Source organism: Salinibacter ruber DSM 13855, assembly GCF_000013045.1.
Lineage (GTDB): Bacteria > Bacteroidota > Rhodothermia > Rhodothermales > Salinibacteraceae > Salinibacter > Salinibacter ruber.
Genome location: NC_007677.1, coordinates 2,536,794 through 2,560,880 on the forward strand (window position 1 = coordinate 2,536,794; position 24,087 = coordinate 2,560,880).

Genomic DNA, 24,087 nt, shown 5'->3' on the forward strand with positions numbered 1-24,087 from the left:
CAAAAACCATTCGTACGCTTTTTTCTCTCCGTCCCTTGCCTGCGCCTCCCTGCCAATCGCCAATGCGTTGGGGCTTCTCCAAACCGGAACGCAGTGCCCTCAGCACGGATGCCCGATCCGTCGCCGGGGCGGCCCGGCCGTCCGCCCCTACTCGGCGTGGTGCCCACCGGGAACGCGTCGTGCTGGACGTCGACACGGGGTATTCCCCCTCGACACGTCAGAAATGAATTCGACGCTCGTCCTGGACGGGATGTCCTACAGTGCCGCCGTGCGGGCACGGCCGTCGGCCGTCACTTCGATCATGCAGGGGCGATCCAGCCAGGCGGGAACGCCCCTTACTCCAGCAGAAGCGCGTCGAGCCACCGGATCATCACGGCCTCCTGCTGATACATCCGCAGGTCGGCAAACACCTGCCGAAGCGAGACCTCAATCAACCGCCGCTTGGGAAAGCCCTTCTCGTAGCGGGCGTCCAGGGCGGCGGCGGCCTTGTTTAGGTACGTCACCAGATCGGCGTGCATCTGATCGACCGGGATGGCCTGCAGATCCGGATCCGCCGGCGCCGCGTCCCTCGCCATCGAAATGGAATCGAGTTGTTGCATCAGGGGGCTGTCCTTGCTGTGCATGTGAAAGTCCAGCAGCGACTGTCGCAGCGACGTTTCGAGCAGCAGCCTGTTGGTCAGCGCCCCGTCGTAGTTTTTATTGAGGTCCGAGGCAATCTGCTCAAAGTAGTCCACGACCGTGCCCTCCAGCGCCTCTACGGGCACCGGGCGCAGTTCCGGCTCCGACGGGCGGCGCTCGTCTTCGTCCGCCCCCGCTTCGTCCGCCCCCTCGTCGTCCGCTGCCTCGTCGTCCGCCTCCGAGCCGGGCGTCTCGACTTCCTCCTCCACGTCCGATCGCTCCAGGTAGAAGGAGGTCTGGGTGGCCCCGTATTCCGTGCGGTACCGGCCGCTCTCCTCCAATTTCCGGCGATCCAGTACGTAGGTGCCTCCCTGTCGGGTCTTGTAGAAGCCCATGACATCCCCACTTCGGGGCTTCTGGTGCACGTACACCTTCGTCGGGGTCACCTTCTGAATGTCGTGCTCGTGGATCATGCTCTTGCCATCGAGCCCGCTGACGGTGCGGAAGACCGTCTCGTGATCGTCGGCGTCGCGCTGAATGTCATCGCCCATGGAGTTGAGACCGCTCGTCCGAGAAATGCAGGCACGGCACCGGCACTCGGGGGTGCCATTCGCGTTTTATGGAAGACGACCAAGACACGTTCGCCCCGTGGGACGCAGCGGCCCTCGTCGTGTCTGGAGGCATCCGGGGCGTGCGCCCCGTCGTCGGTCGCCGCCACGTGCCCCAGCGCCGCGAGCGTCTTCAGCAGTGCGCGCACATCGGCCCGGCGGGCACACTCCGAAAGCACGTCTTCACTTCGCTCAGGGCGCGGTGGACGTGCTGGGCGACCGGCTCGACCGTGAGCGGCGCGTTCGCGTGGGTCATGACAGCGCGGACGGCCTGGACCCGCGGCGTGAGGCCGGACGGCCAGTCGTGCGGCTCGCGGAGGACGCCATCGCCTCCCACCTCAATGTCCAGCTCCGCTTGCGCCTCAACGGTCTCGGGGGCCTGGTACGCCGGACGGAGGTACCGGACGTTGCCTTCTTCTCTCCCCCGCCGCTCGGCGTTGAGATCATGGGGAAATCCAAGCGGGTCACCAAGGAGACCGATCAGATTTATGGTTCGCGGTCGTAGCTGGAGAGGTCGTCGTCCAGTGCCCAGATGAACACCCGGCGGGACGGATGGCGCTCACATTCATCGTGGAATGCTTCGACGATGGACATGTCATCAAAGCCCACTTCTTGCTGGGCATAATCGGGAAACTGTGCCAGCCACTGTCGGAGCTCGTCTTCCTCATTGATGTCCGTAGGCGTGAACGGATTTTCGCCCTGAAGCGCCAAATCGACCTGTTCTCCAAACCGTTCAGCGGCACTTCGTCGCTGACGGCCATCCCCATTCTGTGCGATATGATTACCTGTTTCGTAGATCGTCGCAAGCGGGAGTAACAGAGTTGCCCCTTCGTCAATCAGCTCTTCGAGACGTTGAAGGACCTGCTCCCGTTCTTGACAAAGATTGGGGACTTCCAAGATATTGCAGAAGACAGAGGTATCAACGATGCAAATGCTCATCAGCACAGGTAAAGCAGTCCGAGTACACCACGTATGAGCACAGCCCACGTAGCAACTACTTCACCGATTCGAGCCAGGCCTTATCCTTCTTTCGCTGTTCTTCCGGATCCGATTGTTCATGCAGGTACTGTTCGATGATGCCCCGTGTCATGAGGCGGCCAAGGGGCCCTCGCGCCACGAGGTCCGGATACTTGCGCAGGTCTTCAAGTCGGATGAGGCGACTGTCCCCTTCATCCGGATCCCTGTAGCAGCAAACGACGTGCGGCACCGAATTGTCAGGAAGCGAGTCGAGAAGAGCAGGGTTGTGACTCGTAAGCACAACGCGAAGATTCCGCTCTTGAGCGATACGCTGGATGCTTTCGAGGAGCATCCCTGCCCGACTCGGATGGACGCCGTTATCGATCTCTTCGATGGCTATAAGAGACCCCTGTGGCGCAGAAAGCACCGCTACCCCAACGGCTAACACACGAAGTGTACCGTCGGAGAGTATGGGAGCATCCCACGCTTTTTTTCGCCCTCCAAACGATTCGGTAAGCTCCACCATCACCTCATTTCGAGGCGTCTCAATGAAGCTGATGTTCTGAAAGTCTTGCTCGGGAAGGGCTTCAATGAAGTCGAGAATTTCGTCTTTGCGATCCTGGTGTTGACACAAATTGTAAAGGACACCTGATAGATTGCGCCCATCTCCCCTCAGCTCCGTCTCATTCGCAAAACTATACTCTCGCATGCGACGAGGATCGGGATCAAGAAAAAGAATTTCGCCAAGCGCACTCCGAAACCGGTCCGTAATATCGGGAATCTTTTTCTGCGCCTCCTCCTTCCCGAATCGAGAAGGCGTATCGAGCTGCGTGAGTATCGCCCTTTGGTTAGAACATGCAATCTGGGGCTTCCGTCCCCCCCGCGCAAAATTATTGTAGGCAACTTTCACCTCGTACCCGTACTCATCTGGAGAGTGGACAATTTGGTAGAGCGGTACCTTTGAATGATCCCCATAGATGCTCTCTTCCACGATGTATAGATCATCGTCTTCAATCTTGAGTGTCACCTCAAAGTGCTCCCAGGGCTTGGTACTTGTCAGGGAGCATCCCAGCGAAAATGACTCAGCACCGTGGTACCCCAGAGTTTCGAGGGATCCTCGAATAGTAATGTCATCTTCTTGCACAGCACGAAGCGCATCATCAAGCCGCTGTCCTTTGGAAAGCCACGAGAGAAATCGGATGCCTTCCAGCGCGTTGCTCTTACCGGAAGCATTTGTTCCAATAAGAAGCGTGAGTGGAGCGAGGGGGAATCTGGCTTCTCGGTAGCTCTTGAAGTCCTCGTACCGAAATTCGCTAAACATAGGCCTTCAGTCCCAATGCAGTGGGGGGCAGTGTGTGATCCACCTACGGTATTCGTCTCGCCTTGTTGAAGACCCTCTCTCCTATGTTGCGTGCGCCCTGTCGTCGGTCGCCTCCACGTGCCCCAGCGCCGCGAGCGTCTCCAGCGGTTCGCGCACGTCGGCCCGGCGGGCACACTCCGAAAGCACGTCTTCACTTCGCTCAGGGCGCGGTGGACGTGCTGGGCGACCGGCTCGACCGTGAGCGGCGTTGCCCTGCTCGGAGGCGCCGGAGAACTGCCAGCGCTCGATGAGGGCGTCGACGAGCATAGAGGAAGTGCGTTGCACAGAACACAGGGGACATCGACGAAAGCGGCGGCCATAACCTATGCTCACAGGCCCCGAGGATCAATGCGCTCCATTCAGGAGACGGAGTCGTCCCCCCACCGTCGCTTCGTCTCGCGTGTTGCACCGGTGTGCCCCCGAAGCCGCCATTCCCGCGACGGACGACGCTTTGGAGCAACGCTGTGCTGCAGGGCAGGAGACGGCTTCTGCCGGACGAGGCCCTCATCCTGTCGCTTCAGACGTGATCTGGAGCCGATCCGTCCAACGGCCCGAGCCGATTCTGGCAACTGGATGGGCTCTGAATCAATACTGCATCGAGTTCCCCGCACGCAGTCCGGCCAGCACGGGGCTCGGAGACAGGGCGTGTGCCCTAGCCTGGAGGTAACAAGCCGGTGATCCCTCCCCACTTTCCTGGATCGTCTGTCGCCCCCCTGCCGTGGATAGACTTCCGATCTGATACAAGTCTTTGTCCCTCTCATGCGCGTTGCTCTCCGTGCCGCTGCTCTCCTCCCGTTGCTGATCGCTGGTCTCGTCGGGCTGGCCGGCGCCCCGGCCCAGGCCCAACAGGTCGCCGCGACAATTGACTCGACCGCGAGCCTCGTCCACTACACCGGCACGGCCCCCCTCCACAGCTGGCGGGGCACGAGCCGGAGCGTCCAGGGGAAATTCGTCCTGCGGCCCCGTCGGCCCGACAGCAGCCGCGCCGTCATCCGCATTCCGGTGGCCAGCTTCGACAGCGGCAACAGCACGCGGGACAGCGGCATGCGCGACGTAACCGAGGCGGACGCGTACCCGTTCGTCACCTTTCGGGGGACGGACTTCTCGCCCTTGACGTGGGGCCGCGGCGCCTCGGGCTATCGGGGGGGATGGGCCGTCTCGGGGGAGCTGACCTTCCACGGCCGCACCCACCCGCTGCGCGATACGGTATCGGTGGAGGTGGCCGGGGACACGGTGCGGGCGCGGGCCGAGTTTGACGTGTCCCTGACCCGGTTCGACGTCGAGCGCCCCGGCTTCATGGGCTTTACCGTCGGCGACACGATTCGCATCGACGCCCAACTCGCCGGGCCCATCGCGCCGGACACGCTCGCCTCACGGTAATACGGATCGGCGAGCGCGATGCGCCGCAGGCCCACCCCTGAACCAGGCCCGCATCAGCGATTCGGGCTGGGCCCGGCTCTTACCCAACGCCACTACGCGCCCTCGGCCTGCGTGCGCACCCGCTCCACAATGTCGTCGATCTGATCCTGTGCGCGGGCCAGAAGCATCGGCACGGTGCGGCGGCGCACCTCATCCTTGTGGGCAAGGTAGGCGTCCAGCTCGTCCTGGGTAAGATGCCCTACCACCATCCCCAGGAGCGTCCGCTTGAGGCGGCCGTCCTCCTTCATGAGATTGCGGAGGCGATCGCGCTGGTCGACCCGGTCCATCGCCGCGAAGCCAACCCCGTAGCGCGCCAGCCGCTCGGCCACGAGGCGTAGGATCGTCGGGTTCAACAGCTTCAGGATGGGGCGCAGCGTCTCGTTCTGGAACTGCTCGACGGGCCGCGACTCGGCGGTGTCGAGGTCCAGCACGGGCCGCACCCGCCGCAGCCGCTCGGCCCGGGCGGTGGTGCTCCAGAGCGTGCTGCTCACCAGCTCCACGCTGTTGCCGGCCGGGTCGCGGACGTAGAGGGACCGCTGCCCGTCGCCCCACTGCGTCGTGTCCTCCACTGCCACGTCGTGCCGGTTGAAGTGGCGGCGCCACGCGGCCAGCTGGTCGGTCGGCACCCCGAACGCGACGTGCACCGGCCCCTCCGCGCCGTGGGCCGGCAGCGACGTCCGGTCCCGGCTGGCGGCCGGATCAAAGACGTGGACCACGCCCGGGCCGCACCGAAAGGTGATGTGGTTGCCCTCCGTGCGAAGCATCACGTCCAGCCCCAGCACGTCGCCGTAAAACTGCTCGGCGGCCGCCAGGTCGTCGGCGTAGAGGCTCGTTTCGAGGGCGAGGCGGGGCGGGGTCGGCATCGCGTATCGACGGCGTGGGGCTGGGGATGGGCACGGAGGCGCGGCGCCCGCATTTTCGAGCGCCGACCTCCCAAACGCCCGCCGGCCTAGCGCGTTGCCCGCACAATCTCTTCGAGTTGGAGATTGTTGTACGTTACCGTTGCGGGGGCAAAGAGCTGGGTGCCGTAGGCCGTGCGCCAGTCGCTATGGGTGGCCAGCTCGAGCGTCTGCGGGGGGTGTACCTCGAAGGCCACCCTGTAGGGGTCGTCGGGCGCGCCGGGAAGGGCGATGTTGCGGGCGTAGTGGAAGTTGTCCGTCTGGTTCACGTGGGGCACCAGCGTCGCCTTCTTCACCTGGCCCGTCTCCTCGTTCGTGACGGTCGCGAAGAGGCGGAGGTACGGCACGAAGCCGCCCGCGGGCGCCCCCACCTCGTCGCTCGCCGCCTCGGTCCAGCCCGACAGCACCTCCAGGTGCAGGTCCGAGCGCGACTCCGAGAGGTTCTGGGCCGCCGGCTCCACGTCCCCGGCCGGCGCGACCAGGAAGGTCATCTTCACCCCGGGACCGAGCACCTCTTCGCCAAAGACCTGTTCCTGGGCCTGGGCGGGGGAGGCCTGCAGCAGCAGGCCCGCGACAACGAGCGACAGCAGGACACGAAGGGACGTCATGGCAGAACAAATGGGTTGGTGGCGTGGGCTCGATGCAGTCGGCGAACCGTCGGTGGAGGCGGCCTCCAATTTAGAACGGTTCTAAATAGTAGAGGCAGGGTACCTCACAGTCCGCCCTGTATCAAGGGCCGGCGGGCGAAGATCGGTCAAAAGTGGTCCCTCCGACATCCGGACCGGACGCGCTCAGTCCTCCTGCTGGAATTTGTCGAGCCGGACGACCTGGGTGTCGGAGACAAACATCACGCCCGAGCTCTTCTCGAAGAGGGGCGTGAGGCCGTCCACGATGGTTTGAATCGCCTCCTCCTGGCCGACGGCAAAGAACATGACCAGCCCGTCCCGGTCGTTGAAGAGCAGGCGGCCTTCGTGGAAGCCGTGCTCGCCGCGGCCGGTCACGTTGTGGTGGATCGTGTACCCGCTCACCGTCGACTCGTCGAGGAGGTCTTTCACGAAGGGCTCTTTCTCCCCCCGCACGATGATTTCGATTTTTTTGAGGGGGTGCAGCGTATGCTGCGTGTCCGCGTGGTTCGTGTCGTCGCTCATGGGACTGTGCGGTCTCAATTCGACTCTGGGTGCGATGTGCGTCTCCTGGGCTCAGGACGGCACCCCGGCGGACGCCGGCGCCTTCGTTGCCGTTGACGCGTCGGGGGCGGGCCGTGCGTGCCAGCCCCCGCCGGGCTTGTAGCGCACAAACGCGTCGTCCTGCTCCGGGTCCATCACCGTGAGGTGCATCCACTCGTGATCGAAGAGGTGGGCCACGGCGGCGTGGCGGTCGAGGATGGCCTCCACCCGGTCCGTGGGCGCCTGGATGAGGGCCATGAGGCGGAGCGGCCGGTGGTGGACGTGCTCGTCGTCGGCCTTCAACGACTGCAGGGGCAGGCCGCTCATGAGGTCGCCCCCGTTGCCCTGCACCACCCCCAGCTTGCCCACTACGTTCTGGGTTACCTTCGACCCGCTGCCGTAGGCGGCGTTGTCGACCGTGGAGAAGTAGTACTGCGTATTGATCCACTCTCCCACCACCAGCGGGCCGGTCATGATGTTTTCCAACGCCGTGCCGTCGTCGTCCGTCGCCCAGTCGTAGGAGTGTAGGAAGCACCGCCCGTCGAGGTCGAGCCCGCGCGTCAGCGCGCGGGGGCCTACGATGAAGGCGGCGTTGCCGGCCAGGCCCCACTCCGGCCGGGTCTCCGCCCAGTCGGCCGCCCGGCGCTCCGTCTCCCGCACGGCCGCCGCCGGGCGGCCCTCGTCGACGGACGTGTTCAGGGTGCGGACCCGCTCGGTGGCCGCGTCGGCCTGGGCCGCGTGCAGGTCGCGCCGCAGGCGATCGAGCGCGTCGGGGGCGACGGGGGGATCGTCCTCGTCCACGAAAAGGGCAATCTCGTCGGTCGTCGTGTTGTGCTGTCCGGCGAGAAAAACGGTGTCGTCCGGAATCGCGATCCCGCGCTCCCGCAGGGCCTCCTGCACGGCGTCCTCGTTGCAGATCGCGGCGAGCACGCGGGCGTTGGGCCCGCCCGGATTGCCCGCGCACGCCCCGCAATCGAGACTGGCCTTGTACGGGTTGTTGGGGGTTTGGCTGCCGTGCCCGGTGAATACGACGACCGGCGCGAAAGTGTCCGTCCAGCCCATCAGGCGGAAGGCGGCCTCGGCGTAGAGCACCTTTGCCTCGTCGGCGAGGCCCACAGGCAGGCCGTCCTCCGCGTCCGCGTCGGCGGGGGGCGCCCGGTCCACGGTCGGCTCGCAGAAGGACGCCGGGCCCGGCAGCCAATCGTCCAGGGCCTCATCGAGGCGAGACAGCCCGGACGGGGCGAGCGTCCGCGCCGCCATGGCCGCCCCGAAGAAGCCGCCACTCCCCTCCACGAAGCCGAACACCGCCGCGACGTTCTTCTTGAGCGTCTTCAGGAGCGCGGCCCCCGCCTTCTGCAGCCGGGCCCACCAGTCGTAGCGTTCGGCCTGGGCTCGATGCGGCTCGGCGGGCCGCTCCATAATTCGGTGCTTCGGGTCCACGATCGGCGGGCAGGACTTCACCCGCTCCTCCGTGCCGTAGGGCTGATGCTGCATGGGCACCCCAAAGAACCCCGCGTAGCCGTGCGTCTCGTAGGGGCCCTGCTGCTCGATGTGGCGCCGAATAACCTCCGACCGCGTGTCGATGCAGAACACCAGCTGGGCGTCCGGGCGGCCCGCGTCCGACCCCGACGGGGTCGTCTGCTGCGTCTGCCGCAGGTCGTCCAGCAGGCGCGTGCGGTAGCTCTCCTCCCAGGCCCGCAGCCAGATGCGGGGCAGGACGGGCTGGTCGGTGCCGTTCGCCGGCAGCTCGTCGGTCCGATCCGGCGCGATGGCCGCCCCCATCCGATCGGCGAGGGTGAGGCGCACCGCCAGGTACTCGGTCAGGGAGATGGGGTGGGCCGCCTGCCACGCCGTGTCGGCGCGGCGCGACCGCCACTTGATGAAGCCCGTCCACCCCGGCAGCGCCGTCAGGTGGTGCACGAAGATCGGCTCCCAGCGTGCCTCCGGGTAGCTTTCCAGGACCGCCTCGAACGCCTCGACCACAGTGCCGGGCAGGTCCGACGGGCGGCCGACGCCGGGGATGTCGCCGTCATACGGGGCCACCGTCCGCCAGGCCGCGTAGAAGCCGTCCTCCCGGTTCGGCATGGGCCAGGCGGCCTGCCCCTGATCCAGGAAGGCCGCGAGCCACTTCGTCAGCACGCGGTCGAGGGGCTGGTCGGCGGGCGCCGCGTCGCGGCCCGCAGCGTCGGCGTCCATCCGGTCCAGCAGGACCTCGGGGCGCTCCGTGATGCCGTGCTCGGCGAGGTGGCGGGTCAGCACGTCGGCGTCGATCTCGCCGTTCTCCCACGCCTGCCGGAACACCGTCGGGCCCGGATACCCACGCCCCCCGAAGAGCTGGCCGGCCTTCTGGACCGCCCGGTCGAAGGGCTGGTCCTCGAAGCCCAGGAGCGGATTGGCCGCGTTGAAGGTCCGTAGGGGCCAGAGCGGACCCACGTATTCGGCGGCGTTCTCGATGCGGGCCCGCACGACCGATCGGTCAATGGGCATTGTACTGGTCGCGGTTGTTGAGAAGCGTGGTCGACAGGGGCTGGGCGGTGTTGCGGAGCGTCACGTAGAGGCGCGTGCTGGCCCGGTGCCACCCGCGGTCCACGGCGATATAGGCCCCGACAAAGACGGCCAGAAGCGCGCCGTGCAGCGGCGTGAGCGCCGTCGGGGCCACGGCGGAGGGCATGTCCGCGAAGAGCGCCCCCACGCCCTTGTAGACGCCGGCATACAGCACGAGGGTGGGCAGCAGGACGGCCGGGACGAGCGCGGTGCGCACGGCTGGGGAGAGCGACGTGCGCCGCACGAGCGTGCGGGTGGCGTGCAGGACCGACAGCACCACGAAGAGCGTGAGGACGGTCCCGCTGTTGAGAGCGGTCAGCGACTTGCCCGTAAGGACGGCGAACAGGGCGCCCCCGCCAACCGCCGCGGCCGCCGTGACGAGTCCCCCGAGCGCCCCCGTTCCCGAGGCCTCGGGCCGCCCCGGCGTCGTGTGCTCCACCGCCGACCCGGCCGCAAGGAAGAGGTAGGCCTTGTAGAACCCGTGCAGGATCAGGTGGGCGATGGCGGCGGGCACGAAGCCCAGCCCGCACTGCAGCACCATAAACCCCATCTGGGCCACCGTGGAGGCCCCCAGTTGCCGCTTCACGTCGGTCTGCACGAGCATCCAGGCCTGCCCCAGCAGCGCACTGACGCCCCCGGCGAGGACGATGGCCCACATCACGGCGGGGGCCTCGAACACGACGGGCGCAAACCGCGCGAGGAGCACGCCGCCCGCGTTTACGAGGCCCGCGTGCATGAACCCGGAGACCGGGGTCGGGGCCGTCATCGAGGAGAGCAGCCACCGGTGGAACGGCACCAGGGCCGACTGCACCATCGCGGCGAGGAGCAGCAGGCCGGCGGCCCCCGCCACGACGAGCGTCGGGAGGGCCTCCGCGGCCGCCAGCACGCCGCTGATGGTCCACGCCCCCGCGCTGCCCCCCAGCAGCCCAAGCGCGCCCGCCAACAGGGCACTGCCCCCCAGGAAATGCTGTCGGGCGTACCGGGCGGCCGCCCGGGCCTGCGGCCAGCCCCGGACGTGCCCGATCAGGTCGGCCAGCACCCAGCCCATCGCCGCCCACGCCCCCGCAAACAGAACGAGATGGTTGGCCGCCGTCAGCACCAGCACGATCAGCGTCAGCCCGAAGAGGCGGCCGTAGAACGCGTTCAGGCGCTTCGCCCCCGCCATGTAGCGGCGCGAGAAGCTGTGCACGATGCCGCTCACGAACGTCGTCACGAGCGCCATCGCACGCGTGAGCCCATCGGCCCGCAGGAGCCCATCGCCGGCCCATTCCGGATCCGGGGCCCAGACGAGCAGGCCCAGGCTCAGGGCAAAGAGGCCCCACGTGAGGCGCGTGTACACGAGCGGCAGGCGCGAGGGGGTAGATCGGGACATCCAGGGTCGACGGTCAATGCACACAATGTCGTTCGGGGACTGCTCCGTGCGCCCGGGGCGCCCCACAAAGAAAAAAGACCGACACGCAGCGCCATCAGGGCGCTGAATGTCGGCCTACAGTCGTTGCACCCGCCCGGGACGAGCGTGTGCGCGGCTTGCATGCCGGAGCAGAGTCACGGGGCTGAGGAGCCGGCCCGCCCCGCGGGCGTTCCGTCTCGTCAGCCGAACGCAAACATAGGACCCGTCTGTGAACGGAGCAAGGAGGCCCCCCCACTCTCACCGAAACTTTACGGGGGGTTCTTATCGGTTTTGCAGGGCCGCCTCCAGGTCCGCGTCGAGGCTGAACACAAAAACGCGCTCGCCGGTCCGGGCGCTGATGTCGGTGTGCATGCTCACGACGTCGATTCCGGTCTCGTCCGTCACGAGGCCGGACAGGTCCTCGCTGGAGCTCTCAATCAGGCGGGTGCGCATCTTCTTGATGAGCTCGACCCCTCCGTTCTCGTGGCTCAACTGGCGCTCCGCGGGACTCAGAATGCCCTGCAGCTTGACGACGACCAGGTTCTCGACGACAAAGGACTTCGCCTGCTTCGGCCCTCGGCCCAGATAATCCCGCTCGAACTGCGTAATGGCCTCGGTGACCGCGGCCTCGATCTGGCCTTTCGTTTTGTCGGACGGAACGGACGAGTGCGCCATCGGACCGGGCGCCAGCGATGAAACGGAGCACAACGGCATTCTACCGAAAGGATACGGGCTGCCCGTGAGTTTGTCCAGCCTGGGCGCGTTCCGGATGCCCTCGGGGCGGTCTATTCGTCCGGCGGGGACGCCGGAATCGGCTCGGTGGCCCGCAAAAACGAGATGAGAACAGGCTGCGGCACGTCGGTTTCCGATAGGTCGAATCGAAGCAGCGCGCTGTCGCGGCGGTCGTCGACGGCCGTGAGCACGGGCGGCACCGGGTGCAGCCCCTGGGCGGCGGCCGGATCCACCCACATCACCATCTGCCCCCCGTTCCGGACCTCCACCCGGTCCACGCGGCCCCACCCCACGCGGAGGACAGTCCGGCCGTCGGCCCGCATCCGGAAGCGCTGGGCGTCGAGGCGAAAGGAGATGTCCGTGGCCTCGTCCGGGAAGTGGCGGGCCACGAGGGCCGTGACGAGGCCCGCCACGAGCGCCCCGCCGCCCACGGCCAACGAGAGGGTCCACACGTCAGCGGCCCACACGCCCAGGGCCTCGAGCACGAAGAACACCCCGACCGCGGCGAGGCCGGCGAAGACCCGCCAGAGGTACCCCCCACAGCCCGCCGGGGCCTGCTGCGTGATCCGGAGCACCTCCGGCACCTGTGGCGATTTCCGGGCGCGGTCGTAGGACTTGCGACGCTCCGGGTCGCCCAGCACCTGATACGCCTCCTTGATCGTGCGGAACCGCTCGGCGGCCTTCGGGTCGTCCGGGTTCTGGTCCGGATGCGTCTCCTGCGCCTTTTTCCGGTACGCCGCACGAATCTCGTCGGCCGAGGCCGAGGGCCGCACCCCAAGCCGCGCGTAGTGGTCGGGCGGCGATGCGTCGTCGGAGCGGGGCATGGGACCACGTTACGCGACCGGCTCCGGGTGTGCTCCGGCGCCGTTCTGCGGAACGGACACGTCGAACGCGTCCGGGGCCGGCACGATCGTGTCCAGCACGCGGGCCGACGAGAGCACGCCCGGCAGGCCGGCCCCCGGATGGGTGCCGGCGCCGGCGAAGTAGAGGTGGTCCACGTCCTCGCTCTGGTTGTGGGGCCGGAACCAGGCACTCTGGGTGAGCTTCGGCTCCACGCTAAACGCCGCCCCCTTGAGCGACTTGTAGTCCGTCTTAAATTCGCGGGGCGTGAGCATGCGACTCGTGACGAGGTGCTCCCCGAGGTCCGGCAGCACCGTGTCGGCGAGGTACTCCTCCACGGCCTGCCGGTACGGCTCGGCCTGCTGGCGCCAGTCCACCCCGCTTTCCAGGTGCGGCACCGGCGAAAGGACGTAGAACGCGTCGTGGCCGTCGGGCGCCATCGACGGGTCCGTCTTCGTGGGGCGATGCAGGTAGAGACTGAAGTCGTCGGCCAGCTCCTTGTGGTCGAAAATGTCGTCGAGCAGCCCTTTGTACCGCGGCCCCAGCAGGATGGAGTGGTGCTCCACGTCCTCGTAGGTGCGGTCCGTCCCGAAGTACCAGACGAACAGGCTCATCGAGTAGTCCATGTCCTCCACCTTGCGGTCCGTCCACGTGTCGCGGTGCTCGGGCGCCACGAGGTGCCGGTAGGTCCAGCCCACGTCGGCGTTGGAGACCACGAGGTCGGCGGGGATTCCCTCGCCCGAGGAGAGGCGCACCCCGCTGGCCGTCTCGTCCTCCACGAGAATCTGATCGACCTCCGCACCGTAGCGCTGCGTGACGTCGAGGTCCGCAAGGAGGTCCGACAGGCCCTGCACGAGCGAGCCGGTGCCGCCCATGGCGTACCACACGCCCCACTTGCGCTCCAGATGTGCGATGAGCGTGTAGATGGAGGTCGTGCTGAACGGGTTCCCCCCCACCAACAGCGGGTGGAAGGACAGCACCTTCCGGATCTTGGGGTGGGAGATGTACTTGGAGACGAGGCTGTGCACCGTGCGGTGGCTCTCCAGCTTCATCATCGCCGGCACGATGCGGAGCATGTCCGTCACGTTGTCGAACGGCACGTGGCCGAGCTCCTCGAAGCCGACCTCGAAGATCTCTTCGCTCTTTTCCAGGAAGCGCCGGTACCCGTCCACGTCCTCCGGCGCGAAGCGGCGGATTTCCTCCACCATTTCGTCGGTGTCGCCCGTGTAGTTGAAGGCGGTCCCGTCGTCGAAGCGGATGCGGTAGAAGGGGTCGACGGGCACGAGCTCCACGTCGTCCTCAAGGTCGCGCCCGCAGAGGGACCAGAGCTCCTCGAACAGAAACGGCGCGGTGATGACGGTGGGCCCGGCGTCGAACGTAAAGCCGTCCTGCTCGAAGACGCGCGCCCGGCCGCCGGGCTGGTCGAGGCGGTCGAGAAGCGTCACCCGAAAGCCACGCGCCCGCAATCGGACGGCGGACGCGAGCCCGCCCATTCCGGCCCCAACGACGACGGCGTGGGGCGCGTCGGGCCCGGCCGGTGCCGGTTCGGTGCGCGTGTTGAGGGTGGCGTCGTCGCGGTGGGCGAGGCGGGTGAGCCAACTCATGCGTCTGGATTGGCGGGGTGATGAAAGTACGGATGGACAGAACGGCGCCATGGCAGCGGGAGTTCGCCGGCCATCACCACGGTTTGGTTACGTGTGCGTCGCCATGGCGACGCCGGCACAACGGGGGCGGGGCCGCGACTACCGCACGACGGTAATGCGACGCGTCCGGGTGTCGCCCTCCGACCGCAGCCGCAGGAAATAGGCCCCGCTGGCCAGCCCCGACAGATCGGCCTGGACTTCGTGGCGGCCTTTGACCCTTCCGCCCCCGAAGGTCCAGACGACCCGCCCCAACATGTCGTACAGCTTCAATTTGACTGTTTGGCGCTCGGGCGTCGCGAAGCGGATGCGCACCGCGTCCCGCACCGGATTGGGGGATGGCGCCGCGAGGCGAAGGGCCTGCACGCGAGGCGCCTCGTTCGGCGACGGGGGGCCGAGGCGCAGCGTGCGCAGGACATAGATCGCGTCGTCCTCGTAGCGCCCGTCGTCGCGGCAAAAGGCCCGGAGCGCCTTTCCGACCCGCGTGCACGCCACGAACGTTGCGGTTCCGTCCCGGTGCTGCTCCCCACGAGCGCCGTACAGCCGGAAGCGAAACGAACTCTCGTCGCTCAACCCCTCCCCCTCGAAGGGCCCCCGTCCCGCCACCGCCATCGCCGTCTGCTGGGCCTGTCGCCACGACTCGGCCCCGACGCACGTATCGTCCGGCGAGAGAGCGGCGAGGGAGTCGGGACTAAAGAAGGGCGAGGCGTCCCCCTCAACGGACACGGTATCGGGAATGAGAACGGTCGCATTGTCGATCGCCGTGACGCAGGAGACGGGTTGCGCCCGGCCCCGCCCGCACGCGGGCAGAAGCAGGCCCACCGCGAGGACAATGAGAACGATGCCCGTGTTTGAGGCACGCCGACGCGCCGAGGGCAGACTAGCAGACGGGGGGCTCGGGGTCATCTAAATGCCCTGATCGGGGGGTCTGGAGACATCCCCCTCGGCGAAAATACGCGGAGGGGTTGGGGGGCGGTCGGTGTTGGTAGGCGCAGTGCGCCCGTTAAACGGACGCTTGAGGAGTCGGCCTGCGGATCCTTGGGGCTTGTGCGTTGGCAGTCCCCCCGCCTTGGTGGGTCGGAGATGGTAAAATCCGGTCGGCTCCTCCTCGTCGAGTCGGCACGCATTATTCGTGTCACGCCGCGGCTTCCTCGGTGGTGTGGAGGGCCTCCTGCAGGGCGGCTTCGAGCTTCTCCGCGGTGAAAGGCTTGGCGAGAAAGGTCTGTGCCCCGGCGTCGAGGGCTTCTTCGGTCCGCCCGTCGGCCACCCCGCTCGCGGCCACGATGGGCAGGTCCGGATGTCGCTCCTGGAGGCGCCGGATCAGGTCCAGCCCGCTCATCTCCGGCATGCGGAGGTCCGTGATGACGAGGTCAATCGCCTCCTTCTCCATCACCCGCAGGGCCGCCGCCGCGTCGAGGGCGGTCCGGACCTCGTACCCGGCCGCCTCCAGCGTCTGCTGGGCCGACTCCAGCACGAACTCCTCGTCGTCCACCACCAGCACCTGCGTTCCCTCCCCGTCGAACGACGGGCGCTCGTGCTCCGCCTCCCCGTTGGTCGGGGACTGGGCCTCCACGGTCGCCTCCTCGTCGGCGGCGGGCAGATAGATCCAGAAGGTCGTGCCCACCCCCTCTTCGCTCTCCACGTCCATGAACCCGTCGTGGCTCTGGATGATGCTGTAGGCGGTGGACAGGCCCAGCCCGGTGCCCTCCCCCTCCTCCTTCGTCGTAAAGAAGGGTTCGAAGATCTTGTCGGCCACGTCGTCGGGCATGCCGGTGCCGGTGTCGCGCACCTCAATGCAGACGTAGCCGCCCGGCTCCGCCTCGATGTTGCGGCGGGCCTCTCGTTCGGTGAAGTCGACGTTGCGGGCCTCGACGGTGAGCGTGCCGCCGTCGGGCATCGCGTCCCGCGCGTTGACGCACAGGTTCATGAGCACCTGCTGGATCTGCGTCGCGTCCCCCACGACCGGGCGCAGGTCCGCGTCGGTCCGGATGTGCACCTCCACGTCCTCCGGGAAGGTCTCCGTCGTCATTTCCTCCACCTCCTCGACGATCAATTCCGGCTGGAGGGCCACCCGCTCGCCCTCCACCCCGCGGGCAAAGGCCAGCACCTGCTCCACCATGTCGGAGCCGCGCTCGGCACTCTTCTGAATCATTGAGAGCGTCTGGTCCACCTTATCGTCGGTGTCGTCCACGCGGCGCTTGAGCACCTTCACGCCGAGGGTGATGGGCACCAGCAGGTTGCCCAGGTCGTGCGCGATTCCGCCCACGAGCCGCCCGAGGCTTTCCATGCGCTGGGACCGGAGGAACTGCGACTCCAGGCGCTTCCGCTCGGTGATGTCGGTATTGATGACGAGCACGTGCTTCGGCTCCCCCGTGCTGTCGCGCACGAGGGACCACCGGCTCTCGACGATGCGCTCCTCGTCGTCCTTCGTGCGCATGTGAAGCTCGCCCGTCCACTCGCCCTCCGCCATCATCGTCTCGTGGCACTGCTGGAGCGTGCCCTCCTCGTTGGGGGCGTAGAGGCAGTCGTGCGCCTGCGCGCCCAGGACCTCCTCCTTCGACCAGCCGGTGAGGCGCTCGGCGCTCTTGTTCCAGTAGACGATCCGTCCGTCCAGGTCGTGGGCCAGAATCGCGTCGCGGGCCTTGTCGAGGAGCTGGGCCTGTTCGCGGATTTGCCGTTCGGCCTCCTTCCGGTCGGTGATGTCGCGGTAGGTGACGGCCACGCCGTTTTCCACCTTGACGGCCATCACCTGAAACCAGACGTCCTGCCCGTCGGTGTCGTAGTGGACTTCCATCTCGGCCGGCTCGCCGGTCTCGACGACCTCGCGGTACGCCTCGAACAGGCCCTTTTCCTCCTGCCGGGGCATGTCCTCCCGCAATCGCATGCCGACAATGTCCTCGGCCGTGCTCTCGAAGAGCTTCTCCGCCTGCGGGTTGACCAGTACGCACTCGAAGTCGGCGATGGTGTCGCCCGCGCTCCGGATGGCCGAGAAGACGATGATCCCGTCGAGCGAGCTGCTGAGGACGCTCGACAGAAGGTCGCGCGAGGTTTGGAGGGCCTCCTCCTTCAGCCGCTCGTCGGTGATGTCGTCGAACGAAACGAGAACGGCGTACGGGGCCTCCTGACCGCTCCGGAACAGCGGCTGGGCGTTGACCCGAATCCATCGCGGCGGCGCATCGGGGGGGTACACGCCCATCACCTCCTCCTGGACCGGCTCCCGCTCGACGTAGGCGCGCCAGAACGGAAACTCGACGTTGGGGAGCGGGCTGCCGTCCTCCCGCAGGCCGTTCCAGATGTCGTCGTCGAACCGACTGCCGATGATCTCGTCGAGGGAGCGGCCCAGGATGTTCTGGGCGGCCTCGTTCCCGTCCCGGAACACCCCGGTATCGTCCATGAGGAGCACCCCCTCACTGATCGTGCCGACGAGCTTGTCGAAGCGGTGGTCCACCTGGCGCCGCAGGCCCTTGGCGTGCCGCTCCTCGGTGCGGTCGATGACGGAGAGGAGCACGCCCCGCTCTGACCCGTTTTTGGTCTGCCACGGCCGCACCTCCCAGTCCACCTGATACGTGGGCCCGTCCGGCTGGGAGAGCCGCTGCCCGTAGCCGCGCCGGCTGCCCTTCTCCTCAAGGCTGCGCAGAAACGCGGTCCGCCACTCGTCGTCCGGGTCGGCAAACACCTCGAAGAACGTCCGCTGGTCCGTCGGGGCGGGAAGGGCCTCGCGGGCGGACAGCGCCTGGCCGGTGGACTCGATGCGGTCGAGGGCGATGGGGTTGCGGGTTTCGTCGCCCTCGTTCTGGAAGACCTCCAGCCACGCCCGGCTGTGCGTGACGATGCGCCAGTCGTCGTCGAGCATGGCGACCGGGGCCGGCGTCGCCTCCACGAATTCCTTCAGCGCACCGGGCCGCTCAACAAGGGGACCTGTGGAGCACTGCTCCACGTCGGACGGGGAATCAGGGGGCATGGGCGACCGTATCTCGCAATGTCTGCGTCTTGGTGGGCGGTTCTCTACTCACTCACGTGATTCGGTGTTCGGCCGCATCGCCGCAGGCGGGCCGTCCACGGCCCGGTTCTACTCGTTCGGGGCGGCGCGGTCGGCCTCGACGTGGCGCCGGATCGCGGGCACGGAGTCGCCCCCGTACTTCCGCAGGAACGCGTTGGCCACGGTGTAGGCGACGGTGGCCTCGGCCACGGTGGACGCGGCCGGCACGCTCGTGATGTCGCTCCGCTCGTAGCGGGTCGGCTCGGGCTCGCCCGTCGCCGTGTCGACCGAGTCGAGCGGCTTGATGAGGGTGGGGATCGGTTTCATGTAGCCCCGCACGACGAGCGGCATGCCGGTGGTTGTGCCCCCTTCCGTGCCGCCCGCGTGATTGGTGCGGCGCGGGTAGGCCTGCGCGCCGTCCTCGCGGGGCTCGATGGGATCGTGCACCTGCGAGCCGGGACGGTGGGCGTTGAAGAAGCCGTCGCCGACCTCGGCGGCCTTCTGGGCCTGAATCGAGCAGATCGCCTGCACGAGCTGGCCGTCGAGGCGCCGGTCCCAGTGGACGTACGACCCGAGGCCGGGCGGCACGCCGGTCACGACCACCTCGTAGACCCCCCCGAGCGAGTCGCGATCCTTCTTCGTCTGATCGATGTGCTCCACGCAGCGCTCCGTCATGCCGTCGTCGATCATGCGCGTGGCGCTCTCGTCGGCCGTCTCGTAGAGGGCACTCGCCCCGCCGCCCTCTTCGATGAGCGCGTTGCGGCGATCGGCCCACTCCTCGGGCTCGTCGAACCCCACGTCTCCGATGCGCACCACGTGGCTGCCCACCTCGATGCCGAACTCGTTCAGCAGGCGCCGCGCCACCGAGCAGCAGGCCACCCGCATGGCCGTCTCGCGGGCGCTCGACCGGTCGATGACGGGCCGCATGTCGTCGTGCTCGTACTTCTGCTTGCCCGCCAGGTCAGCGTGGCCGGGCCGCGGCATCGTCACCTTCTCCATGTCCTCCGGCGGCTCGCCCTCGATGGCCATCTTCTCGGGCCAGCCGGCCTTGTCCTTCTCGTAGGCCCCGTTGTCGATGCGGAAGGAGATGGGACTCCCGAGCGTCTTGCCGAAGCGCACGCCCGAGTAGATGTGCACCGTGTCGTTTTCAATTTTCGACCGCCCCCCGCGCCCGTAGCCGAGCCAGCGCCGGGCCAGGTGCTCGTTGATGTCGTCGGGCGTAAGCGGCAGTTGGGCCGGGGCGCCCTCGAGAACGCCGATGATGGCCTCGCCGTGCGACTCGCCGGCGGTCAGGTATCGGAGCATACTGTGGTCGTTAAACATCGGAATGAGAATAGGGGACAGAACGAAAACACGCCCGTCTGAGGGAGGGCGCTTCAAAAGTGCTATTCAATCTCGTAGAAGGCCGGCGTGCCGTCGCGGCGCTGCACCTCCACGAGCACCGGCCCGCTGGCCGCCGACAGATGCTGGACGACATCGGCAGGGGACTCAATGCGGGTGTCGTCGAGGCGGGTCATCACGACGTTGCGGGGCAGGCCGGCGGCCGCCGCCCGTCCACCGCTTTCCACGTACGCGACGTACGCCCCAGCATCCGCGTCGAAGACAGAGGCCTCCGTGTCCGTCAGTGGACGCAGTCCGACGTCCCATCCGTCCACCTCGGTTACGGCCGCGTCCGCCCCTCCGTCGTCGGGCGGCTGGTATTCCGGCGGATCCGAATTGGGGGCACCCCCCGACTGAAGGTCGCTCAGCCACTCCTGATACACCGGCGTGTCCTCGCCCATCAGCTCCACACCGAACGTGCGTGCTGTGCCGTCCCGCCACACCTCCACCGCGACCGTGTCACCGGGGCGCTGGCGGGCGATCAGGCTCTGAAGGTCGTTGGGCGCGTTCACCGGCTCCCCCATGATGGAGATCACCACGTCGCCCCCTTCTAGGCCGGCCCGGTCCGCCGCACTTCCCGACTGCACCTCCTCCAGGTACACCCCGCGGATGTCGCGCAGGCCGATCTCTTCGGCCCGATCCGCGTCCACCGGCAGAATGCTGACGCCCAGGTACCCGCGTCGCACCTCGCCGTACGCGATGAGGTCGGTAACCACCCGCTCCACGAGGGCCGAGGGAATCGCGAAGCCGTAGCCTTCCGTCCGCCGGCTCCGGCTGGCGATGGCGGTGTTGATGCCCACGAGCTCCCCCTTCAGGTTGACGAGGGCCCCGCCCGAATTGCCCGGGTTGATGGCCGCGTCGGTCTGAATGAAATTCTCGATCCGGAACTGGTCCTCGATGATCCGCAACTGGCGGCCCAGCGCGCTTACAATTCCGGCCGTGACGGTCGAGGTGAGTTGGAGGGGGTTGCCGACCGCCACCACCCAGTCGCCCACCTGCACCTGGTCCGAGTTGCCGAACGGCACCACCGAAAAGTCCTCCCCGTCCACCTTGATCACCGCAAGGTCGGTGGACGCGTCCGTGCCCACCACTCGGGCCTTGAACTGGCGCTTGTCGGTCAGTCGCACCTGGATGCGCTCTGCCCCCTCCACCACGTGGCTGTTCGTCACGATGTAGCCCTCCGGACTGATCACCACCCCGCTTCCGAGATTCTGTGCCGGCTGCCCGAGGGGATTCTCCCCGTCCCCCTCCGCGCTGGACGCGACCCGGATGGAGACCACTCCCTCGGTCACATCCTCAGCAACGTCCCGAAAGAGCCGGTTGAGGGCCGCGGGCGGCGGCCCGTCCGTCTGCCAGTCGCGCGGGACCGAGGCCGTCCGGGTGGTGCCGGCCTCCTCCACCGTCCCCGCACGCTCCACGATGCGGGCCACCTGGGCCGTGTCCGATTCCTCCTCGGCCAGCAACATCACGAGGACCCCGGCCAGCAGGCCCACCAGTACGAGCCCGATTCCGGCAAGCAGTCGTGCGGGGCGTCCCGAAGACGAGGCCATGGGGGAGGCACACAGAGTGAAGAAGATCGGGATGAAAAGCCCACCTTGCGTGGGCAAAATTGTTTCCCCTCACTCGCCGGAATGCCCCCTACACGCCGTCTCAATGCCACTTCGCGTGTAAAGCGACTGCGACGATTTCCGCATCGCTCCCATCGACGGCCCTCCTCGTCCCGACGGGTGCGGATCCCACTGCGCCCGGATCCCGCTGCCCCCTACCCTTCCGCGCCGGCCTCCGCCGGCTCCGACGACCGCGGGAACTCCACCCGAAACCGGCTGCCCTTGTGCTTCTCCGTCTCGACCCGGATGGCCCCGTCCATCTGGTCCGCCAAGCGCGCCGAGATGGCGAGGCCGAGGCCGTTTCCCTCGTAGGTGCGCGACCGCCCTCGCGACTCCTGCTTGAACTCCTCGAAGAGGTCCGGCAGGAACGCCTCGTCAATGCCGATGCCCGTGTCCTCCACCTCCGCGTAGACGCGCCCCTCGGCGGTGCCCGTCGACACGGCCACGACGCCCTCGTCGGTGTACTTGATGGCGTTCTCGATCAGATTCCGGAGGATCTGTTCCAGGTACTGCTCGTCGAGATCGGCCCACATGGGGGCCCCCGAGAGGTCCACGCGGAACGAGAGGCCCTTCTCTTCCGCGTCCGCCCGAAGGTCCGACGCCACACGTTCCACGCACTCATCCAGGGACGTCGGCGTCAGCTCCACGTCCTCCTCCCCAGAGCGCAACATCGACAGGTCGAGAAGGGCGTTCAGGGTCCGCTTGAGGCGCTTGCCATTCTCCTCGATCATGTCCAGAAACTCGGTCTCCTCCCCCTCCATCATGCCCCGGAGGACCTCCAGGGAGCCGAGGATGTTGGTGAGCGGCGTGCGCAGCTCGTGCGAGGTGGTGGCGAGGAAATCCTCCTTGAGGCGATTGGCCTCCCGCAGCCGGTCGTTGGCCTTCTTGAGCCGCTCCGCGACGACCCGCTCCCGCTCCAACTTCTGGACCCGACGGCGGGCCTGGCGCTTCTCTTCCTTGACGATGTAGAAGCGCCGCGCGCCGTAGGCCAGCCCCAGGAATCCGAGGCCGTACACCAGGTAGGCCCAGATCGACCGGTACCAGGGCGGAATGATTTCAAGGGGGAAGGACGTGATGCGACTCAGCTGCCCGCGTTCGTTGCGGGCCTGCACCTGGAGCCGATACGTTCCCTCCCAGAAGTCGTTGAAGCGTCGGGTCGGAGCGGAGGACCAGTCACTCCACTCGTCGTCTCGGCCCAGGAGCCTGTAGCGGTATTCGGGGGGGGTGGTGGTGCCGTACTGCGGGGAGGCGACCCGCACCCTGAGGTCCTCGCCGTACCGGACGGGGAGCGGGGACCCGGGGTCCTCGCGATGGGGGGTGCCCCCGTACAGGAGGCGGTTGTCCTTCGGGGCAATGAGCCGGCGGATCAGCGGCGCAAAGCCGGGGGGCGCGGGATCCGGGACATCGGCCCCTGCCCGGGCCGCGTAGCGGAAGAGGCGCAGTTGGTCCCCGAGCCAGAGCGTGCCGACGTCGTCAACGAAAACAGAGATCGCTTCTGACTTTGGAAAGTGAAGCGGTGAGATCTCACTCCAGTCGTCCACGGCGTTGCTTTGAACCGTTCCAGTGAGAACCCGATCTCCGAGCACGAGCCAGAGCCGGTCTCCTACGTTGTAGAAGGCCTTGAGTATAGGAGTTGTCTCGCCACTGGTCTCAGGAAGAAGAGACCTCTGACGCCCGAAGGTGTATTCCCCAGGCAGCCCGGAAGGATTTGCAATCTGATACAGCCCCTCGGGCGAATAAATCGTCAGGCGTCCCTCTATAAGACGCAGGCCCTTGTATCCTGTCGGCAATCCGTCCCCGATGCCATAGCTGGTTGTGTCGGTTATTCTTCGGCGGTCGGGGGACAGGGAGGCCCGAATGACCCGATCGCCGAATGTCGACGCCCAGAGTGTACCATCCTCCCTCGAAGCAACGCTTCGTATTTCGGCATCGAGGCCAGAGATTGGTGAGGCCGTCCACTGCCCATTCCGACGGGCAACTCTCTTGACCCCATCGGTCGTGGCCGCGTACAACAGGTCACCGTCTGAAGCTCTAGTAAGGCTCCAGGTGCGCTCCCACCCCCCAATTTGTCGCTTCGTACGGCCCTCCAGATGGTACAGGCCGTTCTGCTGAGTGGCCACAAGGAGGTCCCCCTCAGCAGTCTTCATATCCAGGACAACTGGAAGGTTGCCTCCCCACGATTCAAACTGAGCACTTTGCTCTCCGGGCGACTGGTCTGTGGTTGGCGTGAGGACATGGAGGCCCGTTTCGGTAGCCACGTAGGTAGTGCCCCGGTGCTTGTGGATCTCTCGGATAGTCCCTCTGAGGGACGTTCGCTCGTCGTGGACCGTGAGCGGGATACTCAAGCCAGCCTGGAACACCTGACCATTGTTGAGGGCCATCCACAGCTGCCCTTCGCGGCCCGAGAACACGTGATTTACAACATCGACAGGGAGCCCAGACGAGTCGTCCAAGACACGAACCACCTCCCCGTTTGAGTTGACCACGACCACCCCCGCCCGAATCGTCGCCAGCGCGTAGCGACCTCCCGAAAGAGAGGTCCCGTGGTAAAGGTTATTCTGGCTGAGAAAGGGAACTAGATCGGGTGTCAGAGACCGGAATGATTCTCCTTTTTGTACGAGGAGGCCACGATCTTGAGTCGCAATGACAAGACGTCCATCCGGCCTGACACTCATCATGTAAATCGGGGTATCAGAAAATTTTTCTCCGCCTATAATCTTCCGAAGTCTACCTCCTTCCAGACGGAGCAGACCCTGGTCAGTATCGCGAATGTAGAGATTATGACCTGCGACAAACGATGTGTGGAATTCACCTTCTGACGTCCATGTAGTGATTTTCTTTCCGTCCCATCGGAAAAGGTATTTTCTGGACTGGAAATACACATTTCCCCCAACGGTGTGAGTACTCCAAACGTCTCCGAAGCCACGCTTCTCTTTAGGGATACGATC

At 66.7% G+C, this 24,087-nt stretch carries 19 protein-coding genes; 1 reads left to right on the top strand and 18 read right to left on the bottom strand.

Going from position 1 to position 24,087, the window contains the following annotated elements; all coding sequences use genetic code 11:
* Positions 1-335: 335 nt before the first annotated feature.
* From SRU_RS10790 to SRU_RS10810, 5 genes are all read right to left on the bottom strand, one after another.
* Positions 336-1,169: a hypothetical protein gene (locus tag SRU_RS10790; protein ID WP_013062419.1), complete on the bottom strand. Its 834-nt coding sequence runs from the start codon at positions 1,167-1,169 to the stop codon at positions 336-338.
* A gap of 190 nt (positions 1,170-1,359) precedes the next feature.
* The gene (locus tag SRU_RS10795) at positions 1,360-1,563 is read right to left on the bottom strand and encodes a hypothetical protein (RefSeq protein ID WP_011404778.1); all 204 of its coding nucleotides are present in this window, start codon (positions 1,561-1,563) and stop codon (positions 1,360-1,362) included.
* 149 nt (positions 1,564-1,712) lie between these two features.
* Positions 1,713-2,165 (bottom strand): hypothetical protein, encoded by a 453-nt coding sequence (locus SRU_RS10800; RefSeq protein WP_231847117.1) that lies wholly within the window; start codon positions 2,163-2,165, stop codon positions 1,713-1,715.
* 55 nt (positions 2,166-2,220) lie between these two features.
* Positions 2,221-3,504 (bottom strand): AAA family ATPase, encoded by a 1,284-nt coding sequence (locus tag SRU_RS10805; protein ID WP_011404780.1) that lies wholly within the window; start codon positions 3,502-3,504, stop codon positions 2,221-2,223.
* Positions 3,505-3,585: 81 nt separating this feature from the next.
* A complete protein-coding gene (locus tag SRU_RS10810; protein ID WP_043552485.1) occupies positions 3,586-3,810 on the bottom strand; it encodes a hypothetical protein in 225 nt (74 codons plus the stop codon).
* Between the two features lie 492 nt (positions 3,811-4,302).
* Between SRU_RS10810 and SRU_RS10815 the strand changes: the two genes are divergently transcribed.
* Positions 4,303-4,923 carry a YceI family protein gene (locus SRU_RS10815; RefSeq protein ID WP_011404781.1) on the top strand — a complete coding sequence of 207 codons (621 nt, stop codon included), beginning with the start codon at positions 4,303-4,305 and terminating at the stop codon, positions 4,921-4,923.
* A 92-nt stretch (positions 4,924-5,015) separates the two neighbouring features.
* Here the strand turns inward: SRU_RS10815 and SRU_RS10820 are convergent, their stop codons facing one another.
* The 13 genes from SRU_RS10820 to SRU_RS15525 form a co-directional block, all read right to left on the bottom strand.
* Entirely contained in the window at positions 5,016-5,825 is an 810-nt protein-coding gene (locus SRU_RS10820) for a VOC family protein (RefSeq protein WP_011404782.1), read from the bottom strand.
* A gap of 86 nt (positions 5,826-5,911) precedes the next feature.
* Positions 5,912-6,469 (bottom strand): iron transporter, encoded by a 558-nt coding sequence (locus SRU_RS10825; RefSeq protein WP_231847118.1) that lies wholly within the window; start codon positions 6,467-6,469, stop codon positions 5,912-5,914.
* Between the two features lie 183 nt (positions 6,470-6,652).
* Complete coding sequence (locus SRU_RS10830; RefSeq protein WP_011404784.1) at positions 6,653-7,009, bottom strand: P-II family nitrogen regulator; 357 nt, start codon at positions 7,007-7,009, stop codon at positions 6,653-6,655.
* Positions 7,010-7,060: 51 nt separating this feature from the next.
* On the bottom strand, positions 7,061-9,514 hold the full coding sequence (locus SRU_RS10835; protein ID WP_011404785.1) for a DUF2309 domain-containing protein: 2,454 nt from the start codon (positions 9,512-9,514) through the stop codon (positions 7,061-7,063).
* Positions 9,504-10,943 carry an NADH dehydrogenase gene (locus SRU_RS10840; RefSeq protein WP_011404786.1) on the bottom strand — a complete coding sequence of 480 codons (1,440 nt, stop codon included), beginning with the start codon at positions 10,941-10,943 and terminating at the stop codon, positions 9,504-9,506. Before SRU_RS10840 ends, SRU_RS10835 begins: the two co-directional genes overlap by 11 nt.
* A 300-nt stretch (positions 10,944-11,243) precedes the next feature.
* Positions 11,244-11,636 carry a DUF2294 domain-containing protein gene (locus tag SRU_RS10845; RefSeq protein ID WP_043552488.1) on the bottom strand — a complete coding sequence of 131 codons (393 nt, stop codon included), beginning with the start codon at positions 11,634-11,636 and terminating at the stop codon, positions 11,244-11,246.
* A gap of 110 nt (positions 11,637-11,746) precedes the next feature.
* The gene (locus SRU_RS10850) at positions 11,747-12,517 is read right to left on the bottom strand and encodes a J domain-containing protein (protein WP_011404787.1); all 771 of its coding nucleotides are present in this window, start codon (positions 12,515-12,517) and stop codon (positions 11,747-11,749) included.
* A 9-nt stretch (positions 12,518-12,526) separates the two neighbouring features.
* On the bottom strand, positions 12,527-14,137 hold the full coding sequence (locus tag SRU_RS10855) for a phytoene desaturase (protein ID WP_011404788.1): 1,611 nt from the start codon (positions 14,135-14,137) through the stop codon (positions 12,527-12,529).
* Positions 14,138-14,275: 138 nt separating this feature from the next.
* Positions 14,276-15,079, bottom strand: coding sequence for a T9SS type A sorting domain-containing protein (locus tag SRU_RS10860; protein ID WP_011404789.1), 804 nt, complete (start codon positions 15,077-15,079; stop codon positions 14,276-14,278).
* A gap of 229 nt (positions 15,080-15,308) precedes the next feature.
* Positions 15,309-18,134 carry a hybrid sensor histidine kinase/response regulator gene (locus SRU_RS10865; RefSeq protein ID WP_013062423.1) on the bottom strand — a complete coding sequence of 942 codons (2,826 nt, stop codon included), beginning with the start codon at positions 18,132-18,134 and terminating at the stop codon, positions 15,309-15,311.
* A gap of 108 nt (positions 18,135-18,242) precedes the next feature.
* Positions 18,243-19,457, bottom strand: a complete 1,215-nt coding sequence (gene aroC / locus SRU_RS10870; protein ID WP_011404791.1) for a chorismate synthase — start codon at positions 19,455-19,457, stop codon at positions 18,243-18,245.
* Positions 19,458-19,537: 80 nt separating this feature from the next.
* Positions 19,538-21,082: a trypsin-like peptidase domain-containing protein gene (locus SRU_RS10875; RefSeq protein WP_011404792.1), complete on the bottom strand. Its 1,545-nt coding sequence runs from the start codon at positions 21,080-21,082 to the stop codon at positions 19,538-19,540.
* Between the two features lie 212 nt (positions 21,083-21,294).
* Positions 21,295-22,680: an ATP-binding protein gene (locus SRU_RS15525; RefSeq protein ID WP_231847119.1), complete on the bottom strand. Its 1,386-nt coding sequence runs from the start codon at positions 22,678-22,680 to the stop codon at positions 21,295-21,297.
* Positions 22,681-24,087 lie beyond the last annotated feature (1,407 nt).

What these genes read in the sequence shown, in the direction of transcription:
- SRU_RS10790 (WP_013062419.1), bottom strand. Translation starts at nt 1,169, where the DNA reads ATGGGCGATGACATTCAGCGCGACGCCGACGATCACGAGACGGTCTTC.
- SRU_RS10800 (WP_231847117.1), bottom strand. Translation starts at nt 2,165, where the DNA reads ATGAGCATTTGCATCGTTGATACCTCTGTCTTCTGCAATATCTTGGAA.
- SRU_RS10805 (WP_011404780.1), bottom strand. Translation starts at nt 3,504, where the DNA reads ATGTTTAGCGAATTTCGGTACGAGGACTTCAAGAGCTACCGAGAAGCC.
- SRU_RS10810 (WP_043552485.1), bottom strand. Translation starts at nt 3,810, where the DNA reads ATGCTCGTCGACGCCCTCATCGAGCGCTGGCAGTTCTCCGGCGCCTCC.
- SRU_RS10815 (WP_011404781.1), top strand. Translation starts at nt 4,303, where the DNA reads ATGCGCGTTGCTCTCCGTGCCGCTGCTCTCCTCCCGTTGCTGATCGCT.
- SRU_RS10820 (WP_011404782.1), bottom strand. Translation starts at nt 5,825, where the DNA reads ATGCCGACCCCGCCCCGCCTCGCCCTCGAAACGAGCCTCTACGCCGAC.
- SRU_RS10825 (WP_231847118.1), bottom strand. Translation starts at nt 6,469, where the DNA reads ATGACGTCCCTTCGTGTCCTGCTGTCGCTCGTTGTCGCGGGCCTGCTG.
- SRU_RS10830 (WP_011404784.1), bottom strand. Translation starts at nt 7,009, where the DNA reads ATGAGCGACGACACGAACCACGCGGACACGCAGCATACGCTGCACCCC.
- SRU_RS10835 (WP_011404785.1), bottom strand. Translation starts at nt 9,514, where the DNA reads ATGCCCATTGACCGATCGGTCGTGCGGGCCCGCATCGAGAACGCCGCC.
- SRU_RS10840 (WP_011404786.1), bottom strand. Translation starts at nt 10,943, where the DNA reads ATGTCCCGATCTACCCCCTCGCGCCTGCCGCTCGTGTACACGCGCCTC.
- SRU_RS10845 (WP_043552488.1), bottom strand. Translation starts at nt 11,636, where the DNA reads ATGGCGCACTCGTCCGTTCCGTCCGACAAAACGAAAGGCCAGATCGAG.
- SRU_RS10850 (WP_011404787.1), bottom strand. Translation starts at nt 12,517, where the DNA reads ATGCCCCGCTCCGACGACGCATCGCCGCCCGACCACTACGCGCGGCTT.
- SRU_RS10855 (WP_011404788.1), bottom strand. Translation starts at nt 14,137, where the DNA reads ATGAGTTGGCTCACCCGCCTCGCCCACCGCGACGACGCCACCCTCAAC.
- SRU_RS10860 (WP_011404789.1), bottom strand. Translation starts at nt 15,079, where the DNA reads ATGACCCCGAGCCCCCCGTCTGCTAGTCTGCCCTCGGCGCGTCGGCGT.
- SRU_RS10865 (WP_013062423.1), bottom strand. Translation starts at nt 18,134, where the DNA reads ATGCCCCCTGATTCCCCGTCCGACGTGGAGCAGTGCTCCACAGGTCCC.
- aroC (WP_011404791.1), bottom strand. Translation starts at nt 19,457, where the DNA reads ATGCTCCGATACCTGACCGCCGGCGAGTCGCACGGCGAGGCCATCATC.
- SRU_RS10875 (WP_011404792.1), bottom strand. Translation starts at nt 21,082, where the DNA reads ATGGCCTCGTCTTCGGGACGCCCCGCACGACTGCTTGCCGGAATCGGG.